The sequence below is a fragment of the Chryseobacterium sp. CY350 genome (assembly GCF_027945075.1).
Lineage (GTDB): Bacteria > Bacteroidota > Bacteroidia > Flavobacteriales > Weeksellaceae > Chryseobacterium.
This window is the reverse complement of the sequence record NZ_CP116034.1, coordinates 1,879,523-1,899,240: the sequence shown is the minus strand read 5'-3', so window position 1 is coordinate 1,899,240 and position 19,718 is coordinate 1,879,523. Positions and strand designations below refer to the sequence as shown.

Genomic DNA, 19,718 nt, shown 5'->3' with positions numbered 1-19,718 from the left:
ACTATATGAAAAGAATTTTATTATCATTGGGTGTTGTCTTTTTGACCTCAGCTAATGGATTCGCACAGAATATCCCAATGGATGCTTCTGTAAAAACGGGTACTCTTCCAAACGGAATGAAGTATTATATCAAAAAAAATACGCTACCGGAAAAGAAGGTAGATTTCAGATTAGCAATCAATGCAGGATCTATTCTTGAAGACGAAAACCAAAGAGGTCTCGCTCACTTTATGGAGCATATGAACTTCAACGGAACCAAAAATTTCCCTGATAATAAATTGGTAGACTTTCTACAGTCTATCGGGATCAAATTTGGTCAGCACCTTAATGCCTACACTAGTTTTGATGAGACTGTTTACATGCTTCCTGTACCATTAGATAAACCAGGTAATCTTGACGCTGGTCTTAAAGTGATGGAAGACTGGGCCTTTAATGCGACTCTTACGGATGAGCAGATTAATAAAGAAAGAGGTGTAGTTTTAGAAGAATTAAGATTAGGATTGGGCGCAGACAAAAGAATGTCTGATAAATATCTACCTAAATTATTACACAAATCTCAGTATGCTAACAGACTCCCAATCGGTAAAAAAGATGTTCTGGAGAATTTCAAGCCGGATGTAATCAGACAGTTCCACAAAGATTGGTACAGACCAGATCTTATGGCGATTGTAGTAGTAGGAGACGTTAATGTAGATGAGGTTGAGAAAAAAATTAAAGATAATTTCAGCAAATATAAAAATCCTTCTAAGCCAAGAGAGAGAAAATCTTTTGATTTACCGAATCACACAGAAACTCTTGTAGCCATAGAAACTGATCCTGATGCTACCAACTCTATGGTTCAGTTTATCATGAAAGATGCAGATGCTTATACGCCAGACGTTACAGTAGAACAATATAATCAAAGTCTTGTTGAGAATGTTGCAACTACAATGTTGAATAACAGACTGAGAGAGCTTGTAAATTCTAATAACCCGCCGTTTACTTTCGGGTCTGTATACCACGGAGGAACGTACGCAAGAACGAAGGAAGCTTTCCAGGGGTTTGCAATGGTAAAAGAAGGGAACCAGATCAATGCTTTGAAAGTTCTTTTAGAAGAAACGGAAAGAGCAAAAAGATTTGGCTTTACTCAAGGTGAATTAGACAGAGCAAAGTCTCAGATCATGTCTAACATGGAAAGATCTTACAACAATCGTGACAAAACTGAAAGCGATATGTTGGTAGACGAATATGTAAGAAACTTTTTGGAGAAAGAGCCAATGCCGGGAATTGCCTGGAAATATGAAGATACTAAAACATTTTTACCAACCGTGACGCTTGCTCAGACAAATGAGGTGATCAAGAAAATGGTAAAAGAAGACAGCCGTGTAATCGTAATTACAGGTCCTAAAAAAGACAATGTTACGATGCCAACGGAGGCTTCAGTTTTAAAAACTTTTGATGATGTAAAGTTAGCAGATCTTAAACCTTATGAGGAAAAAGCTGCTATTAAAAATTTAGTTAAACCTTTTAAATCAGAAGGTAAAATTGCTAAAACAGAAACTGACGCTAAATTAGGCACAACAACATGGACGCTTAACAACGGAGCAAAAGTTACATTCAAAAAAACTGATTTTAAAGATGACGAAATTGTTTTTACAGCAAGAAGTTTAGGAGGAAATTCTCTATTAAACGATGCAGACTACAACAAAACTCAGTTTGCTTACAACGCTCTGATGGAAGCTGGTGTTAATGGGTTGTCAAAGGCTGATCTTACGAATTATCTTGCAGGAAAACAACTTAGTGTAAATCCTTTCGTTAGCGGTATTGTAGAAGGTGTTTCCGGAAGAACTAGCCAGAAAGATCTTAGTTCCGCGATGGAATTAATGTATGCTTATTTTACAGGTTTAAATTACAGCCCGGAAGCATTTAATGCATTTAAAATGAAACAGTCTGCGATGTTGGATAATTTGATGTCTAACCCACAGACTTATTTTGCAAGTGAACATGCTAAATTTACCAATCAAAAAAACCCAAGATTTATCGGTTTATTCCCTATGGAAAAAGACTGGGCTGCAACTGATTATAAAAAAGCATATGATGTTTATAGAGAGAAATTTGCCAATGCAGGAAACTTCCATTTCTATTTTGTAGGAAACGTAGAAGAGGCAAAATTTAAAAATGAAGTTCTACAGTATATTGCAAGCTTACCTTCTACAGGCAAAGCAACCAACTATAAAGATACAGGATACAGATCTCTGACGGGCGATCATACCAAGGTTTACAAGAAAGGAAAAGATCCTAAAAGCATGGTTCAGATTGTATACTCCGGTGAAGCTCCGTACAATGAAAAAGAAGCAATGGCATTAGCTGCGCTCGGCGAAGTGGCTACGATCAAAGTAATAGAAAAACTGAGAGAAGACGAAAGCGGAATCTACGGTGGTGGTGCAAGAGGTTATATGGGACGAGTTCCTTACAGCAGTTATTCTTTCAGTTTAAGTTTCCCTTGCGGACCTGAAAATGCTGATAAGCTTACAAAAAGTGCAATCACAGAACTTCAGAAACTTATTGATAAAGGTCCGGAACAAAAAGATCTTGATAAGTACAAAGAAGGAGAGATGAACGACTACAATACAGATATGAAAGATAACTCGTATTGGTTGAATGCGATCGCTAAAAATCAATTAGATGGAAGTGATAAGTATGAAATACTCAACTTTACGGAGAAGGTTAAAGCACTTACTGTAAAAGATTTGCAGGATGTTGCCAAAAAATATCTTACTAAAAACAGAGTGGTTGCTACACTAATGCCGGAAGACGGATGGGAAAACGCACCAAAAAAATCTGAAACTGCAACGGTAAAAGCAACTGTAGCAAAATAAGTTCCTTAATTTTAGTCGATTAATTAAAAACCACCGCAGAAATTTTTCTGCGGTGGTTTTGTTTTTATAAAACATCTGGATTTTAGATAATCAACTATTTCCCATATTCTTTTTTCCATTCTTCAGCAACTTCGCTCAAAGTAGAATAAAAATCTTCACCGTATTTTCTTGTCAGAGGTGTTTTCAGGAACTTATAAACAGGAACCTGCAATTCTTTACCCAAAGTACAGGCATCATTACAGATAGGCCATTCGTGATAGTTTAAAGCTGAGAAAGAAGAATACTCAGTTACACGAATCGGATATAAATGGCACGAGATGGGTTTTTGCCAATCGATGGCACCGTCTTCATATGCTTTTTCGATTCCACATTTGGTGATTCCGCGTTCATCAAAAGTCACGTAGGCACATTCAGCATCTTCGATCATCGGAGTAACGTACATTCCGTCCATAGGATCGGTCGTCCACGTTCCCTGTTCTTCTAAAGCTTTGATGCCGTCTGCGGTAAGATAAGGCTTTATTTTATCGAAAATATTATCTAAAATCACCAGTTCATCTTTATCTAAAGGAGCGCCCACGTCACCTTCTACACAACATGCACCTTTACATTTGGTAAGGTTGCAAACAAATTCTTCAGAGAAAATATCTTCAGAAATTAATTTATCGTCTATTTGAATCATAATCTTTTTTTAAAATAAATTGAAATGAGTTCCTGCTTTAAAAACAACAAGACTCGCAATAATTACCCACAAACTTATTTCCTGCATCCAGTATTTAGGTAAAAATCTCAGCATTCTACTCATAATAATGGTTGTAGGAAATGCAAGAAGCAGTAAGTATTCATAATTTGTGTTCATATACATCACGATGCTTACTAACTGTGCAAACGAGAAAACCAGAAGGAAAGTATATTTATACCTGCTTACAGGGCTTTTTTTATTGTAATGCTTAAAATGGTCATATATTGCGTAAAAGAGCATCAGAATAATTGGAATGAGGGGCAAAAGCTCTGTGTAATCAGAAATCAATTTCATCTTTCCGAATGGCAGATAATCTGTATTCCAGTCATTAAATTTCATAAAAAACATCAGAGAAAAATAGCTTAAACCAATTAATGATATTCCCAGTATAAATCTGAAAATATTAAGCCCGATTCTTTCTGAAGTAACAATTAAATGAATCAATACAAAGAAAATCATCGGCCATGTCGTAGGAAGGAAGATGAAATTTAATGCTAAAATGGCTCCTACTAAGACATAAGATTTCTTTCTAAGATCTTCATCTGTGCTTGTGAGAAGAAGCAAAAGAAACGAATTGGTAAGCAATGCAACGGCAATTCCGATGTCGAGTTTTCCGGGATAAAGGCCCAAAACAAAAAATGTGTAGAGAAATAATGGCAGATGCGTCTGATAATTTAGCGCAATCGTATTAAAACAGAAATAACCCAACGAAATTCCAAGAAATGTTATGATCGCAATTATCGCTTCATATGTATTGAAGTTCAGGGTGTTAATAATAATAACTACTAAAAGAAGAAAACCAATATAAACAGGAATTGAAAAAATATTGCTTTCTTTTGAAAGTAATCTAAACATTTTTTATAAATTTGTGCAAAGTTAATTTAAAAAAGGAAAATAATGACGTCTTTCTTTCTATTCTTAAGTGATGTTTTCAAATGGTCTTTTGGTTTTTTTACAACCTTTGGAAACGTACTCAACTGGATTTTATTCATCGTTTGTTGCGTACTATTTACATATTGGTGCTATGTCTTGGTGGTAACACTTGGAGGAGACAAAGACAAAGAATATTATTCTCCAACTGAGGGTAAACACCCTTATTACGATCCTACGATCTACAAAAAAGAAGGTTAATTAATTGGTTATATAGTAAAAAGACCGGTCAAATTTTTTGATCGGTCTTTTTTATGCTTAATTATAAATTTTAATCGTGAATCGGAAGTACAACTACCGGAATTTTAGAGCTTTTAGTGATGCCTTTCGTTAAACTTCCGACGAAAACATCATAAATTCCGCTTCTTCCGTGTGATCCCATTACAATGAAATCTGCGTTTTTAGTATCTGCATATTCCAGAATGATGTCTTTAGCGATACCTTGTTTTAAAAGGTGTTCGCAATCGATATTATGAGATAAAATTTTCTGATTGATTTTGTTCAGAAGTACAAGTTCTTCTCTGATCTCGTTCTCCTCTATTTCCGGGAAATATTGATAACCCATATCTCCGATGGCAAAACCTATATCTGTAGGCGCAACATGGATGAGATTAATCTTTCCATTAACCTTTTTCGCAAATTCTACAGCTCCATCAACGAGCTGATCTGTTTTATCGCCAAAATCTACAGGCAGTACGATGTTGATCATATTTTCATATTTTAATTTGTCTTTTAAAGATATGAAATATTATAAAATATTCTTTGTTAAAAACTTATAATATTCGAATGTCTAAAGCTTTTTCTTCCTCAAGATAAGCTTCAAGTATATCATTTTCAGAAATCTTTCCTACACCTTCAGGAGTTCCTGTAAAGATAAGATCACCAACTCTTAACGTGAAATATTGCGATACAAAAGCAATGATGTCATCGATCTTGAAGATCATATCTTTTGTGTTTCCGTGTTGTACTTTCTCTTTATTTTTCAGCAATGAGAACTGCAGATTATCAAGATCATAATTTTCTTTTTTGAAAAAGTTTCCTACAACAGCAGAACCGTCAAAACCTTTTGCCAATTCCCACGGCAAACCTTTAGATTTCAGATCGCTTTGAAGATCTCGCGCTGTAAAATCAATTCCCAGACCGATCTCATCATAATGTTTGTTAGCTGTTTCTTTTTGAATATATTTTCCTCCTTTTGAGATTTTCACTACAACTTCAAGTTCATAATGTACATCATTGGAAAATTCAGGAATATAAAAATCATTTCCTTTCAAAACCGCCGTGTCGGGTTTCATGAAAATCACAGGCTTGTCGGGAATTGCATTTCCCAATTCTTTTGCGTGTTCGCTGTAATTTCTTCCTATGCAGATTATTTTCATAATTTATTTAATATCATTATTTTTCTCCAACGTATCATAACTAAGCCATTTTTATTTTTTCTTAGGAGCTATTTCCCGCTTTCCGTTACAATCTTTTTTTTCAAAAAAGGATTTCCACTGCAATAGGGGCTAAGGATTTTGTAATTCTTTTTTGAGACCAGACATCAATTTCATGTTATCGATATTTAGAAATCTCTGAATAATCTAAAACACTTCATTTAATCATGCGTAAACTCATTTTCGCAAAAATAGCACACAAATTTATGGCTTGAAATTAAAGAAATTCCAAAAAAACTCGTGGAACTGTCATCCCTGTAAATATGGTTTGAACCACATTTCGGACAGACAAAATCAAACTTTGGATTTTCAACCGTATGTTCAACTTCCAGAGAAAATTTGTCGTTTTCGTGATAATCATTCAGAATTTTTTCGGCGCTTTCAAAATCATTTTCAAAAACCTGAACCTGAATTCCGCCTAAAGCCTGTGATAAAAGCCAATCTGACTGTATCGTCTGCTCATTCGCAATGAAACTCTGAATGTCGTTCTCAGCTAAGATCTGTTTATCTCTATTCGCTTCGAGAGCTGTTTCGTAAAATTTGAACTTAACTAATTCACTCATTTTTCTTTTAATTTTTATAACTCCAATATCTGTTCCATACAAGAAAATAAGTTTTTTCTAAAATTTACTTGATAACTGAATTTTTGTAAAAACTTTCTTTGTATAAAGCGGAAAATCAGCATTCTGAAGCCAACCGTAATATCCCAGGTCTTTCTGGAAAACTTCTTTTACAACCTGACCTTTGTACTTTCCAAACGCAAAAATTTCCTGATTTTTTGCATTGTAATGAATCATGCCCGCCAGATCTGCAAATTTGTTCTGAGTAGAAAACTCGCTCAGTTCGGCCACTTCCTTCGGAATATCATCATATTTACCAACCTGTGCATCAAGAACTTCGAATGTTGCTAAAACATCTGCCTCTGCAGAATGTGCATTTTCTAAAGTTTTTCCACAGTAAAATTGGTAGGCTGCACTAAGATTTCTAGGCTCTTTTTTATGGAAGATCGTTTGTGCATCTACTAATTTAAATTTGCTCAAATCAAAATCAAAATCAGCTCGAAGCAATTCCTCCGCAAGTAAAGGAACATCAAAACGGTTAGAATTGAATCCACCCAAATCTGCACCTGTAATCATTTCAACGATTTTGGGAGCAATTTCTCTGAAAGTCGGAGCATCTTTGATATCTTCATCATAAATCCCATGAATCTCGCTGCATTCTTTCGGAATTGCGATTTCCGGATTTACACGCCAGGTTTTACTTTCTCTCGAAGAATCAGGATTTACTTTTAAGATGCAGATCTCAACAATCCGGTCTTTGCCGACGTTAGTTCCTGTAGTTTCAAGATCAAATACGCAGAGTGGTTTATGTAGTCTTAAGTTCATTTTTAAAGCGTTATAAGTTACGAATTATGAATAATGAGTTGTAAGAATTATTTTAACTTATAACTCAACACTCATACTATTTTAGTTGTTTTTGAAATAGTAATGAAATGAAAATATAGTAGAGAATCACCAAGGGAATTCCGACTGTTTTAAATATAATTAAAATAAGAATTGCTCCGATCAACAAAGCTAATTTTGGATAATTATCCTGTAATTTCATTGATTTGAATTTCATTGCAATCATTTTTATTGGTGAAATTAGAAGCCAAGAAGATAAGACTGTTAGAATCAACAGATACAATTCACTTTTGAATAGAAAACTGAAACTTTGAGTTTCTTTAAAAGCATAATACAAACTAAAAATCAAAATTGTATTACTCGGTGTATTCAGACCTTTAAAATAATATTTTTGGTCTTCATCTAAGTTAAAAATTGCCAATCTTAAACACGAAAAAAGCGTGATGAAAAATCCTAAATATTTGATTTCAATAGGAAGATGTAATCCTAAAAGTTCGTTTCCGAAAGGTTCAAGCATTTTAAACATGGCCAATCCCGGAATCAGTCCGAAACTCACCATATCTGCCAAAGAATCCAGCTGGGTTCCCAAATTGGAATTCGCTTTTAACGCTCTGGCAACAAATCCGTCAAAAAAATCTAAAATCAGAGAAAGGATGATGCAAATTGCAGTCGTCTGATAATCGCCTAAAATGAGATGAATAGCTCCCACGCAACCGGAAAATAAATTGCCAAGTGTGATCGCATTTGCCAGATTGTTTTTAATGAAATTCATAAAAGCAAAATTACATTTTTTAAAAATTTTAACCTTAATTAATATGAACTAAAAATTACAATACTATCAATTTAATGTAAATTTGCATCGCGAAAATCGCTATTGTTGACCGTTTTTTGTCAACCACGCGATCTTATTTTTACTTTAAAAACATTATATATCAATGAAATTTTTTAAAGAATTTAGAAAACAAGAAGTCCTGATATTATGTTACAGGGTTTTTTTGGCATTCGTTTTTTATCAGTTTGCCAGATTTCTGTTTTGGTTTTTCAATAAAGATTTAATAAAAATTGACAGCGTTTCAGATTATTTCAGTCTTGCCTATCACGGGATTGCGTTTGATATGACTGCGATTTTATACGTTAACTCATTATTTATTCTCCTGAGTCTCATTCCGATTATTATCAATACCAAAAAAACTTATCAAAAAGTTCTTTTCTGGCTGTATTTTATCACCAATGGAATTGCTTATGCCATGAATTTCGGAGATTTCATTTATTATAAATTTTCTCAGACCAGACTGACTTCCGCGGCTTTTCAGGTGGCACAACATGAAACAAATATTTTAAAAGTTTTCACGGTTTCCACTAAAGAGCATCCGTTTGTGATTTTTTGGTTCATCGCATTAATGGCTTTGTGGGTTTTTCTTTATAAGAGATTTAAAATTCAGGAGAGAAAACCTGCTAAATTAATTCCTTATTTTATTCTTTCTGTGGTTACAATATGTCTTTCCGCTGTTTTGATTGTTGGCGGAATTCGTGGAGATTTCAAGCACAGTACAAGACCAATCAATCTGGTGGATGCCAATAAATTTGTGAAAACGCCGCTACAGGGAAATGTGGTTCTCAACAGTACTTTTTCATTTTTCAGAACTTTGGGAACCAATAATTTTAAAGAAGTTCGTTTCGTTGATGAGAAATTTATTGATGAAAATATTCAGCCTTATAAAATTTACGACAGAGAGGTTGAGGATAAACCCAACGTTGTGATTTTTATTGTAGAATCTTTTGGCAGAGAATATTCCGGCGCATTTAATAAAGATAAAAATATTAAGGATTACGTTTCTTACACGCCTTTTATCGACAGTTTAGCTAATGAAAGTCTTATTTTTCCGAACACTTTTGCAAACGGAAGGCAGTCGATTCACGGTATGAGCAGCATTCTTGCGGGAATACCTAGTTTGACCGATGCTTTTACCAGTTCGCCTTATTCTAATCAAAAAATTCAGTCGATTGTTTCTGTTTGTAATGATATGGGTTACGATACGTCGTTTTATCATGGTGCGCCAAACGGTTCAATGGGATTTTTAGGTTTTGGAAATATTTTGGGTTTTAAAAATTATTTCGGGAAAGACGAGTATAATCATGATGAAGATTTTGACGGAATGTGGGCGATTTGGGATGAGCCTTTTCTCCAATATTTCGCGAAAAATGTAGGCAAAAAGAAACCTTTTATGACAACGGTTTTTACCGCTTCATCTCATCATCCCTTTAAAATTCCTGAAAAATATAACGGAAAATTTAAAAAAGGAAAAGTAGAAATGCATGAGCCAATGCAGTACACAGATTATTCGATCAAAAAATATTTCGAAACAGCTAAAAAACAACCTTGGTACAACAACACGATTTTTGTGTTTACGGGAGATCATCCGAACCAGATTTATTATCCGGAATATGAAAAAGCAATGAATCGCTTTGCTGTTCCGTTGATTTTTTATTCTCCAAATCCGAAATTTAATTTAAAAGGAATTAATAATGAAGTTGCACAGCAGATCGATATTTATCCTACTTTGGCAGATTTAATTGGATATAATAAGAAAATCAGAAGCTGGGGAAGAAGTCTACTGAGCGATAAAAAGTATTCTCCATTAATCGTTAATTCTGATGGATCTTCGGAACAATTTATCATCGGGAATTATATTTATCGCTTTGATGGTAAGGAAATTACAGGGATTTATGACAAAAATGACTTAGGATTTGAAAATAATTTAAATGGCAAAATAAAAACTCCGGAAACTGAAAAAGGAAAGCTTATAGCAAAAGCATGGTATCAGGATTATATGACTAGAGTGATCAACAGAAAGCTAAATTAAATATGCGTTTAAATTTCTAATTCGTTACATCTCTTACTATATATGCAAAGGATAGTAAAAATGTTTGCTTGTTTAAAATTTATTTCTATTTTTAACTATTGAACAGATAACGTATCTTATTAATAAATTAAACTTAAATAATATGAAAAAATTATTAGCAACATTTGTACTTTCTTTATTCAGCGTAATGTCATTCGCACAGATTGAAGGAAAATGGAAAACAATCGATGATGAAACTAAGCAGGCAAAATCTATCGTGGAGATCTGGAAAAAATCTGACGGTAAATATTACGGTAAAGTTTCTCAGCTATTGATAAAGCCAGCAAATCCCAACTGTGTAGGTTGTAAAGATGATCGTAAAGGAAAACCGATTTTAGGAATGGAAATCATCAGAGGTTTGGTAAAGGACGGTGATGAGTTTACGGACGGAACGATTACGGATCCGAAAACTGGAAAAACGTACAAATGTACAATTACAAAAGCTGGTGATAAACTGAACGTGAGAGGTTACATGGGAGTTTCTATTTTAGGAAGAACTCAGGTTTGGCAGAAAGTCAACTAATCAGTTTAAAATAATATTAAATATAGGACAACTCAGTAATGAGTTGTTTTTTTTTTATGTGATTACCTGTAACGAAAACTGAAATGATATACCTATAGAATATGAACTCAGGATTGGAGAAAAAATTTATTGATGTTTTTAAAGAAAATCAAAGGATTGTACATAAGATATGTAGAATTTATACCGATAATTCTGAAGATCATGAAGATCTTTTTCAGGAGATCACGATACAATTATGGAAATCTTATCCGGGTTTCAGAGGTGAATCGAAATTTTCTACGTGGATGTATCAGGTTGCTTTAAATACAGCCATGACATTATTTAAGAAAACTAAGAAACAGCATTTCCAACAAGTTGATATAAGTGTTTCATGTCTGAAGATTAGGGAAGAATCTTACGAAGATGATGAACATAAGGTTAAAGAAATGTATCATCATATCTATTCTCTTACGGATATTGAAAAAGCATTAATTATGATGTATCTTGATAATAAACCCTATAAAGAAATCGGTAATATTCTGGGAATTACAGAAGGAAATGCAAGAGTGAAAATGAATAGAGCTAAGAATAATTTGAAAGCAAAAATAAATACAAAATAAGATGGATGAATTAGAACTTTTAAAAGCAGATTGGAGTAAAGAATCTAAAGGGTTTAAAGAATATTCAGAAAATGAAATCTATAAAATGATAAAGCAGAGATCTGTTTCGATTACAAAAATATTATTTTTGATAGGATTGATAGAACTTTCTTTATGGGCAGTTTACGGATATATCGACGGGCAATTTCCTGCTTTAAGGATAGCTTTATTCGCATTGTTCTTTGCGCTAACTCTTTACTTTTTTTTGAAGGTAAAAATAGAAAAAAGCTCAATGTTATTAATGAAAGGTATTTTGAATATCAAAAGAGTAATTTTGGGATATGCCGTCATTTCTTTTCTGTTGATAGTAATAGACAATATTTTTAACTTCAATGATTACACTAAAGATTTCCTGGCAGGTGTTAAAGACGGTTATCATCACAATAATCTTTACACCACCGATCCGCAACTATTGAATCCGCAACTGGGAATTTATATAATCTTTGCGGTTTTACTGTTGTTTTTTATGTATATCTTATTCCTTATTTATAAAAGCACCTACGGGAAAATTTTATCTCATCTTAGAAAAAATTATAAAGAACTGAGTGAGATTGAAGAAAAAGCAATTTAAACAAAATAATAATTCATTCAATCAATTACCGTTTTTGTAATGTAGATAATAAATAATTACTATTTTTGTAGTCTAAATTTTTCAAATAAATATGGCAGAATATACTTTTCGTGAAGTGATTGCGCAGGCAATGAGCGAGGAAATGCGTAAAGACGAATCCATTTTTCTAATGGGAGAAGAAGTAGCAGAATACAATGGTGCTTACAAGGCTTCAAAAGGAATGCTGGATGAGTTTGGTGCTAAACGTGTAATCGATACACCAATCGCCGAACTTGGTTTTACAGGGATTGCTGTGGGTGCTGCAATGAATGGTAACAGACCGATTGTAGAATATATGACGTTTAATTTTGCACTTGTGGGGATCGATCAGATCATCAACAACGCGGCAAAAATCCGTCAGATGAGTGGAGGTCAGTGGAATTGCCCGATTGTTTTCCGTGGTCCTACAGCTTCTGCAGGTCAGTTGGGAGCAACACACTCTCAGGCTTTCGAAAACTGGTTTGCAAATGTACCAGGTCTTAAAGTAGTAGTTCCTTCAAACCCGTATGATGCGAAAGGATTATTAAAAACTGCAATTCAGGATAACGATCCTGTAATTTTCATGGAATCTGAACAGATGTACGGAGACAAAATGGAAATTCCTGAAGAAGAATACTACTTACCGATAGGAAAAGCTGAAGTAAAAAGAGAAGGAACGGATGTTACTTTGGTTTCTTTCGGGAAAATCATGAAATTGGCTATTCAGGCAGCTGAAGATATGGCTAAAGAAGGTATTTCTGTGGAAGTGATCGATTTGAGAACGGTTCGTCCTCTGGATTTTGATACGGTTTTAACTTCAGTAAAGAAAACAAACAGACTGGTAATTTTAGAAGAAGCCTGGCCATTTGGTTCTGTGTCTTCAGAGATTACTTATATGGTACAGCAAAAAGCATTCGATTATTTGGATGCTCCGATTAAGAGAATTACAACACCTGATGCTCCTGCACCTTATTCAGCGGCATTATTTGCAGATTGGTTCCCAAAACTTGAAAAAGTAAAAGAGGAAATCAAAAAAGCGATGTACGTTAAATCATAGAAAAAAACTTCCGAAAGGAAGTTTTTTCATTTATACAATGAATAACTATTTGATCTCAAGATCATAAATTTAGTATACATTTGCGCATTCAAAAATAATCAGCTGACATGGCAGAAGTTACAGAGGGAGGTCATCATTTAGATCTTAAAAAACTTTCATTTGTGGGAGTTCTTGTATCACTAGGAATTGTTTTCGGTGACATCGGAACATCACCGCTTTACGTAATGAAAGCAATTGTGAATGCGAGAGGAACGGAAAATACCATGCCTTTTAATGAATACATCGAAGGAGCACTTTCCTGTATCATCTGGACTTTAACATTGCAGACTACACTAAAGTACGTTATCATAGCTTTAAGAGCTGATAATAAAGGTGAGGGAGGGATTTTAGCATTGTTTTCTTTGGTGAAAAACTTGAAGAAACGTTGGCTTTATCTCGTAGCTATCATAGGAGCTGCAGCTTTAATTGCAGATGGCGTGATTACTCCGTCTCTTACCGTAATGTCTGCTATAGAAGGACTTGAAATTTATAATCCGCATACACCGGTAGTTCCTATTACCATTGCGATACTGATTGCAATATTCGTTGTTCAACAGTTTGGAACCAGCTTTATTGGGAAATTCTTTGGTCCTATCATGGTGATCTGGTTTCTTATTTTAGGAGGTTTGGGTGTTTCTCATCTAAGCGAAAATTTTGAAATTCTAAGATCTTTTAATCCTTACTATGCATATAAACTTATCGTAGACTCACCAAGTGCAATTGTAATTTTAGGAGCTGTTTTCCTTTGTACGACAGGGGCAGAGGCATTGTATTCAGATTTGGGACATTGTGGAGCAAAAAACATCAGAGTAAGCTGGGCTTTTGTAAAAATCATGTTGATTTTAAATTATTTAGGACAGGGTTCTTGGCTCTTAAGTAATTATGGAAAAGAAGGATTAGTCACCATAAATCCGTTTTTCGGAATTATGGAAAGCTGGATGATTTTGCCGGGAGTTATTTTGGCTACAGCAGCAGCAATTATAGCAAGTCAGGCCTTGATTACCGGTTCTTTTACAATTTTTTCTGAGGCTATGTCACTTAATTTATGGCCAAACCAAAAGATTAATTATCCTTCTGGTGTGAAAGGGCAAATGTATATTCCGAGAATTAATTGGGGACTATTATTTCTTTGTATTATTGTGGTTCTACACTTTAGAGAATCTGGTAAAATGGAAGCAGCATATGGTCTCTCAATTACCGTCACGATGTTAATGACAACTGTATTGCTTGTATTTTGGCTTCTGAAGAAAAGGGTAAATAAATTGATTATTTTATTGTTCGCGATGACCTACATGTCGATCGAATTAGGATTTTTCAGTGCAAATATCATTAAGTTTTTCGAAGGAGGATGGATAACCGTAATTTTAGCAGGCTTTATCGGAATCTGCATGTATTCGTGGATTAATGGTAGATTGATTAAAGCTAAATTCATTAATTTTGTTAAAATCAGTAAATATGTCGCTATCATAAAAGACATGAAGCTTGATGAAACTATTCCTAAATACTGTACTAATCTGGCATATCTGAGCAGAGCAAAATATAATGATGAGGTTGAGGCTAAAATAATATATTCAATTATCAAAAAACAGCCAAAAAGAGCAGACCATTATTTTATATTAAGCATTATCAATCAGGAAGATCCGTATACTTTTAAATATACCGTAGATGAAATTTTACCTGGAACAATTTATAAAGTTAATTTCCTTTTAGGATTTAAAATAGACAGAAGAATCAATGATTATTTCAGTATGGTTTTAAAGGATCTTATGGCTGAAGGAACGATTCCTTCCCGAAGCAGTCACCCTTCTTTGAGAGCACACAATATTCCGCCGGATCTGAAATATGTGATTATTGATAACACCTATATAAACGATATTCTTCTCACGGTAAAACAGAAAATTACATTGAGTTTGTACAACTTTGTTAAGTATATCGGAAGTGACGATTTTAAATCTTGGGGAGTTACCATGCACAATGTAGAAGTAGAATCGGCACCTTTGACCGAAGAAACTATTTCTGCAAACAGGATTCAGCAGTCTAACTTTAAAGGATATAATTTTTAGAATATCAGCTTCATACTCTCTCAAGTGGTATATTGTATTTAAATAAAAATCGATAAATTTGTAGTATAAATTTTTTGATGGATACTTTACAAAAAGAAAAAAATATTACGCTGATAAAAGATGTTTTAAGAAATTACCTGCTTGAAAAGGGATTTCGTAACACACCTGAACGATACACTATATTAGAGGAAATCTATAATATGGATCACCACTTTAATGTAGATGATTTGTATCTTTTGATGATGCAGAAGAAATATCATGTTTCTAAAGCAACGATTTACAATACTATAGAAATTTTCCTTGATGCAGGATTGATCCGTAAGCACCAGTTTGGAGAAAAGACATTAACGTCTTCATCTTATGAAAAGTCTTACTTTGATAAACAGCATGACCATTTGGTGATCTACAAAAAGGGTTCTGATAAAGAAATTGAAGAGATCATCGAGTTTTGCGATCCAAGAATTCAGGGCATTAAAGAAGCTATTGAAGAGGCTTTTGGTGTTAAAATTGACTCTCATTCGCTGTATTTTTATGGCACAAAGAATGACTAATTGATGAGAATATTTCTTTTTCTATTTATCTTATTTTCTACTTTCACTTTTGCACAAGATAACCCAAAACTTGTGCAGAGAGATCCTTTTTTACAGAATCCAGTAAAAAACCAGCCGCAGAAATCAAATCTTAATAATAAAGTGAAGATCATCAATGCTGATGAAATTAAGAAAGATACGAAATATGACGGTAACAGATATCTGGTCGGAAACGTGCAGATAGAACATCAGGGATCCATACTTACAGCAGATTTGGTTGTTATGTATGATGCGGAAAATTTCGTAAAAGCAATTGGTAATACAAAACTTCAGAATACAGACGGATCGGTAATTACTGCTTCAGAAATGGAGTACGACGGAAATACTCAAAAAGGTGTAGCCAGGAAAAATGTGGTTCTTAATGATCCTAAAGGTACAGTAATAAAAACTGAAACGATGTATTATGACCGAGGTTCAAATCTCGCCTATTACAATACAGGAGGAACCATCAATGACGGTAAAAGTACTACCTACTCAAAATCTGCTACTTATAATCTGACCAACAGAACAATCAATTTAACCGATAATGTGAGAATTGAAGACAAAGATTATATTTTAGATGGAATTAATGTAGTTCAAAATCAAAACACCAACATTGTTGATATCAACGGTCCCACTACGATTACGAATAGAAAAAATCCTAAGAACAGAATCTTTACCGAAAAAGGTACACATAATCTGAATACCAAAGAGTCTTTTCTAAATAAGAATTCAAGGATCTATTATAACGATAAAATACTGACCGGAGATAAAATGTACTACAACCAGCTGAGCGGTTTTGGTACTGCTACAGGAAATGTAACTTTGGACGATCCTTTAGAAAAAAGATATTTGAAAGGAGGATATGGAGAAATTTTCGAAAAGAGAGATTCTGCCATGATGACAAAAGGGCCTTATGCCGTTAAAATTCTTGAGAAAGATTCTATTTATTTTGCTGCCGAAAAAATACTTTCATATCAAAAATTAGATTCTACGAACATTAAGAAAAGTTATCTAAGAGCATTTAAAAAAGCAAGGATATTTAAATCTAATGCACAGGGACGAGCCGATTCTATCGCTTTTAACGAAACCGACGGCGTAATGCATATGTACAAGAACCCGATTTTGTGGAGCGGTGCAAAACAGGTAACCGGAGATAAAGTAGAGGTTTATTCTAACACACAGACAGAAAATATAGATTCTATAAAAGTAATCGGAAATGGTTTTGCCATTAGCAAGGCAGATTCTCTGAATATGAAAGATGAGTTTAACCAGGTAAAAGGTAAGCTCATGGCGGTTTATTATGAGGGTAAGGATATTAAAGAGATCAAGGTAATAGGGAATGCTCAGGCAATTACTTATGATGATGACTTCAATGAAAAAACCAAGCAGAATGAAAGATTGGGAATTACACTGTCAACATGCGGAATCATAGGAACGCTTTTCGAGCAGCAGGAGTTGCAGATTATTTCATGCAGTATTGGCGCTCAGGCTTCTACATATCCGATGAGTAAGATTGGCCCGGATAAAAAGAAATTCCCCGATTTTAACTGGAATACCAGAGATCGCATAAGGAAATGGCAGGATATCCTCGTTGATACTCCAAATTACGAAGAGATTAAATATGAATCGGCAGATACGCTTTTTAATCAGGCTCAGGAAGTTATTGATAAGCAAAAAGCCGCAGAAGAAGCCAAAAAACCTAAAAGGGTGAGAAGATAAAAGTAAAAGATCAGTTGTGAAGCTGGTCTTTTTTTTATGTAGATATGTCAGCAAGTAAATCATCAGTAACTTTCGGATAGAATGTTGAATTTTTAAGCAAGATGTCCTTTTCTTTTTATGAATAAGTTTCGACTTGTATGGAGAACTGTCTGGAATGTGTTCGTTTTATTAATACAGAAAAATCATTATTTATAAAGTCTTTCTTCATAATTTCGTTTTCAAAAATATACTTAAAATTAAATTGAGGTTGATTAATAACAAATAATCACTGCAAGATATTAAAAGCACTTTCCACTGCTCAAAATTTCATCATCTACCAAATCTTTTTTAGCTTTGCCTAAATTTTTCATAGATAGAAATGCAAAAAGATTTTTTTAAATATCAGGCTCAGACTACGCAGTTTGCCGCAGGTTTTGAAGTAGAAAAAGCAGAGGGAAGCTATATTTTCGGAAAAGACGGAAGAAAATATCTGGATTTTGTTGCAGGAGTTTCTGCCAATACTTTAGGTCATTCTAATCCCAAGATTGTGAAAGCAATCAAAGAACAGGCAGATAAATATCTTCACGTAATGGTTTATGGAGAATATGCTCAGGAAAAACCTGTTGCATTGTGCAGATTATTGGCAGAGGCGACACCTGAACCTTTAGAAATTACCTATCTGGTCAACAGCGGCGCAGAAGCTATTGACGGAAGTTTAAAATTAGCCAAAAGATACACAGGAAGAGAAGAGATTGTGTCTTTCAAAAATTCTTACCACGGAAATACACACGGCGCATTAAGTGTTTCAGGAAATGAATATCACAAAAGAGAATTTCGTCCGTTGTTGCCGATGGTTTCTTTTATTGAATTTAATAATGAAGTTGATTTTGATAAAATAACTGAAAAAACAGCTTGTGTAATTCTGGAGACTATTCAGGGAGCGGCAGGATTTTTAGTTCCGAACGAAGATTATTTGGTTAAATTAAAAAAGAGATGCGAGGACGTTGGGGCTCTTTTAATTTTAGATGAAATTCAACCTGGTTTCGGAAGAACGGGAAAACTTTTTTCATTCGAACATTTCGGAATTGTTCCGGACATTTTGGTAATGGGTAAAGGAATGGGCGGCGGAGTTCCTGTTGGAGCTTTTATGAGTTCAAAAAAAATCATGGAAACACTTTCGCATTCACCAAAATTGGGACATATCACTACCTTCGGAGGAAATCCTCTTATTGCGGCAGCGTCTCACGCAACTTTAAAGGAAGTTTTGGAAAGCGGACTGATGAACGAAGTTGCTAAAAAAGAAGAATTGTTCAGAAAACTTTTGGTGCACCCGAAAATCAAAAATATCAACGGAAAAGGTTTAATGCTCGCAGTAAATCTTGAATCGCCAGATTATACACTCAATGTTGCAAAAAGATGTATGGAGAAAGGTCTTGTAATCTTCTGGCAGCTTTACAGAAACGAATATTTGAGAATCTCACCACCACTTACTATCTCAGAAAAAGAGATTGAGGAAGGATGTAAAATTATTATTGAGGTCTTAAATGATCATTAAACAGTAACTCGAAAATATAGTTTCCATAACCACATAACATATGGTTTTGGAAACTTCATTTTTTATTTACATATATTATATGGAATAAGATTTTGATGAAAGAGCTGAAAATCTTTTAGATAAAACTGTTTTTATGCCGAATTGTGTCGATTAAATAACAAAAACCTGATTGGCAAAATTTAAAATTATTTTTCTGACAAATATCATTCATAAAGCATAAAAATCTATTTACTTTTTTGTGTAATAAAAAAATTAATTTATATATTGCGTGACGTTAAAAATAAGTTATATGGCGAAACATAAAGTCCATTACGAATTCCCAATGCATTGTCTTTCAGAGATATTGTATGAATATTTGGCTAGTGCTGAGGGTTTATCCGAGTGGTTTGCAGATGATGTTATAGAGAAAGGAGACGATTTCTATTTTAGTTGGGGTGGAGGTTCTGAAGAAAAAGCGACTTTGATCAGGTATAAGCCTGAAGGTTTCGTACGTTTCCGATGGGAAGAAGATGAAGGTACCAAAAACTTCTTTGAAATGACCATCACTATCGACGATATTACAGAAGATTTAGCTCTTAATATTACAGATTTCTGTGAAGAAGGTGACGAAGAGGAAAATGCTTTATACTGGGAAAACCTGATCGAAAATCTTAGAATAAAATTAGGTGCTGCTTAATTTTTAAGCGATACTGACTTAATGGTAAAACTGATGAAC

General features: G+C 34.1%; 19 protein-coding genes. 12 read left to right on the top strand and 7 right to left on the bottom strand.

The annotated features are described in order from the left end of the window. Positions 1 to 5 precede the first annotated feature (5 nt). Complete coding sequence (locus tag PGH12_RS08715; protein ID WP_267599735.1) at positions 6 to 2,858, top strand: M16 family metallopeptidase; 2,853 nt, start codon at positions 6 to 8, stop codon at positions 2,856 to 2,858. Between the two features lie 94 nt (positions 2,859 to 2,952). Here PGH12_RS08715 and PGH12_RS08710 read toward each other — a convergent pair whose 3' ends face one another. Both PGH12_RS08710 and PGH12_RS08705 read right to left on the bottom strand, forming a co-directional pair. Next, positions 2,953 to 3,537 (bottom strand): DUF3109 family protein, encoded by a 585-nt coding sequence (locus tag PGH12_RS08710; protein WP_267599736.1) that lies wholly within the window; start codon positions 3,535 to 3,537, stop codon positions 2,953 to 2,955. A gap of 9 nt (positions 3,538 to 3,546) precedes the next feature. Then, positions 3,547 to 4,452, bottom strand: coding sequence for a DUF6427 family protein (locus PGH12_RS08705; RefSeq protein WP_267599737.1), 906 nt, complete (start codon positions 4,450 to 4,452; stop codon positions 3,547 to 3,549). A 42-nt stretch (positions 4,453 to 4,494) separates the two neighbouring features. On the opposite strand from PGH12_RS08705, the gene PGH12_RS08700 reads away from it, so the two are divergent. Then, a complete protein-coding gene (locus PGH12_RS08700; protein ID WP_050377423.1) occupies positions 4,495 to 4,728 on the top strand; it encodes a DUF6341 family protein in 234 nt (77 codons plus the stop codon). A gap of 70 nt (positions 4,729 to 4,798) precedes the next feature. On the opposite strand, the gene PGH12_RS08695 is transcribed toward PGH12_RS08700, so the two are convergent. The 5 genes from PGH12_RS08695 to PGH12_RS08675 all read right to left on the bottom strand — a co-directional run bounded on the left by PGH12_RS08695 (position 4,799) and on the right by PGH12_RS08675 (position 8,138). Then, positions 4,799 to 5,236 carry a universal stress protein gene (locus PGH12_RS08695; RefSeq protein WP_267599738.1) on the bottom strand — a complete coding sequence of 146 codons (438 nt, stop codon included), beginning with the start codon at positions 5,234 to 5,236 and terminating at the stop codon, positions 4,799 to 4,801. Between the two features lie 64 nt (positions 5,237 to 5,300). Beyond that, the gene (locus PGH12_RS08690) at positions 5,301 to 5,906 is read right to left on the bottom strand and encodes a fumarylacetoacetate hydrolase family protein (protein WP_267599739.1); all 606 of its coding nucleotides are present in this window, start codon (positions 5,904 to 5,906) and stop codon (positions 5,301 to 5,303) included. 218 nt (positions 5,907 to 6,124) lie between these two features. Beyond that, entirely contained in the window at positions 6,125 to 6,526 is a 402-nt protein-coding gene (locus PGH12_RS08685) for a putative signal transducing protein (RefSeq protein ID WP_267599740.1), read from the bottom strand. Between the two features lie 57 nt (positions 6,527 to 6,583). Beyond that, entirely contained in the window at positions 6,584 to 7,348 is a 765-nt protein-coding gene (locus tag PGH12_RS08680) for a 3'-5' exonuclease (protein WP_267599741.1), read from the bottom strand. A 76-nt stretch (positions 7,349 to 7,424) separates the two neighbouring features. Then, positions 7,425 to 8,138, bottom strand: a complete 714-nt coding sequence (locus tag PGH12_RS08675; RefSeq protein ID WP_267599742.1) for a CDP-alcohol phosphatidyltransferase family protein — start codon at positions 8,136 to 8,138, stop codon at positions 7,425 to 7,427. A 163-nt stretch (positions 8,139 to 8,301) separates the two neighbouring features. Between PGH12_RS08675 and PGH12_RS08670 the strand changes: the two genes are divergently transcribed. The 10 genes from PGH12_RS08670 (at position 8,302) to PGH12_RS08625 (ending at position 19,679) form a co-directional block, all read left to right on the top strand. Beyond that, a complete protein-coding gene (locus PGH12_RS08670; protein ID WP_267599743.1) occupies positions 8,302 to 10,230 on the top strand; it encodes an LTA synthase family protein in 1,929 nt (642 codons plus the stop codon). Positions 10,231 to 10,372: 142 nt separating this feature from the next. Continuing rightward, positions 10,373 to 10,792 (top strand): DUF2147 domain-containing protein, encoded by a 420-nt coding sequence (locus PGH12_RS08665; protein WP_267599744.1) that lies wholly within the window; start codon positions 10,373 to 10,375, stop codon positions 10,790 to 10,792. Between the two features lie 101 nt (positions 10,793 to 10,893). Then, a complete protein-coding gene (locus PGH12_RS08660) occupies positions 10,894 to 11,391 on the top strand; it encodes an RNA polymerase sigma factor (protein ID WP_267599745.1) in 498 nt (165 codons plus the stop codon). 1 nt (position 11,392) lies between these two features. Then, on the top strand, positions 11,393 to 12,001 hold the full coding sequence (locus PGH12_RS08655) for a DUF8845 family protein (protein WP_267599746.1): 609 nt from the start codon (positions 11,393 to 11,395) through the stop codon (positions 11,999 to 12,001). 91 nt (positions 12,002 to 12,092) lie between these two features. After that, a complete protein-coding gene (locus PGH12_RS08650) occupies positions 12,093 to 13,076 on the top strand; it encodes a pyruvate dehydrogenase complex E1 component subunit beta (RefSeq protein WP_267599747.1) in 984 nt (327 codons plus the stop codon). Positions 13,077 to 13,183: 107 nt separating this feature from the next. After that, positions 13,184 to 15,178, top strand: a complete 1,995-nt coding sequence (locus tag PGH12_RS08645) for a KUP/HAK/KT family potassium transporter (RefSeq protein WP_267599748.1) — start codon at positions 13,184 to 13,186, stop codon at positions 15,176 to 15,178. A gap of 77 nt (positions 15,179 to 15,255) precedes the next feature. Then, positions 15,256 to 15,729 carry a Fur family transcriptional regulator gene (locus PGH12_RS08640; protein ID WP_047444463.1) on the top strand — a complete coding sequence of 158 codons (474 nt, stop codon included), beginning with the start codon at positions 15,256 to 15,258 and terminating at the stop codon, positions 15,727 to 15,729. 3 nt (positions 15,730 to 15,732) lie between these two features. After that, complete coding sequence (locus tag PGH12_RS08635) at positions 15,733 to 17,469, top strand: OstA-like protein (RefSeq protein ID WP_267599749.1); 1,737 nt, start codon at positions 15,733 to 15,735, stop codon at positions 17,467 to 17,469. A gap of 358 nt (positions 17,470 to 17,827) precedes the next feature. Continuing rightward, a complete protein-coding gene (locus tag PGH12_RS08630) occupies positions 17,828 to 19,003 on the top strand; it encodes an aspartate aminotransferase family protein (protein WP_267599750.1) in 1,176 nt (391 codons plus the stop codon). 289 nt (positions 19,004 to 19,292) lie between these two features. Then, positions 19,293 to 19,679 (top strand): START-like domain-containing protein, encoded by a 387-nt coding sequence (locus PGH12_RS08625; protein WP_047444457.1) that lies wholly within the window; start codon positions 19,293 to 19,295, stop codon positions 19,677 to 19,679. Positions 19,680 to 19,718 lie beyond the last annotated feature (39 nt).

Coding starts and splice junctions, on each gene's coding strand:
- PGH12_RS08715 (WP_267599735.1), top strand. CDS start 6: ATGAAAAGAATTTTATTATCATTGGGTGTTGTCTTTTTGACCTCAGCT.
- PGH12_RS08670 (WP_267599743.1), top strand. CDS start 8,302: ATGAAATTTTTTAAAGAATTTAGAAAACAAGAAGTCCTGATATTATGT.
- PGH12_RS08625 (WP_047444457.1), top strand. CDS start 19,293: ATGGCGAAACATAAAGTCCATTACGAATTCCCAATGCATTGTCTTTCA.
- PGH12_RS08705 (WP_267599737.1), bottom strand. CDS start 4,452: ATGTTTAGATTACTTTCAAAAGAAAGCAATATTTTTTCAATTCCTGTT.
- PGH12_RS08710 (WP_267599736.1), bottom strand. CDS start 3,537: ATGATTCAAATAGACGATAAATTAATTTCTGAAGATATTTTCTCTGAA.
- PGH12_RS08660 (WP_267599745.1), top strand. CDS start 10,894: ATGAACTCAGGATTGGAGAAAAAATTTATTGATGTTTTTAAAGAAAAT.
- PGH12_RS08645 (WP_267599748.1), top strand. CDS start 13,184: ATGGCAGAAGTTACAGAGGGAGGTCATCATTTAGATCTTAAAAAACTT.
- PGH12_RS08675 (WP_267599742.1), bottom strand. CDS start 8,138: ATGAATTTCATTAAAAACAATCTGGCAAATGCGATCACACTTGGCAAT.
- PGH12_RS08690 (WP_267599739.1), bottom strand. CDS start 5,906: ATGAAAATAATCTGCATAGGAAGAAATTACAGCGAACACGCAAAAGAA.
- PGH12_RS08685 (WP_267599740.1), bottom strand. CDS start 6,526: ATGAGTGAATTAGTTAAGTTCAAATTTTACGAAACAGCTCTCGAAGCG.
- PGH12_RS08630 (WP_267599750.1), top strand. CDS start 17,828: ATGCAAAAAGATTTTTTTAAATATCAGGCTCAGACTACGCAGTTTGCC.
- PGH12_RS08635 (WP_267599749.1), top strand. CDS start 15,733: ATGAGAATATTTCTTTTTCTATTTATCTTATTTTCTACTTTCACTTTT.
- PGH12_RS08655 (WP_267599746.1), top strand. CDS start 11,393: ATGGATGAATTAGAACTTTTAAAAGCAGATTGGAGTAAAGAATCTAAA.
- PGH12_RS08640 (WP_047444463.1), top strand. CDS start 15,256: ATGGATACTTTACAAAAAGAAAAAAATATTACGCTGATAAAAGATGTT.
- PGH12_RS08700 (WP_050377423.1), top strand. CDS start 4,495: ATGACGTCTTTCTTTCTATTCTTAAGTGATGTTTTCAAATGGTCTTTT.
- PGH12_RS08680 (WP_267599741.1), bottom strand. CDS start 7,348: ATGAACTTAAGACTACATAAACCACTCTGCGTATTTGATCTTGAAACT.
- PGH12_RS08650 (WP_267599747.1), top strand. CDS start 12,093: ATGGCAGAATATACTTTTCGTGAAGTGATTGCGCAGGCAATGAGCGAG.
- PGH12_RS08665 (WP_267599744.1), top strand. CDS start 10,373: ATGAAAAAATTATTAGCAACATTTGTACTTTCTTTATTCAGCGTAATG.
- PGH12_RS08695 (WP_267599738.1), bottom strand. CDS start 5,236: ATGATCAACATCGTACTGCCTGTAGATTTTGGCGATAAAACAGATCAG.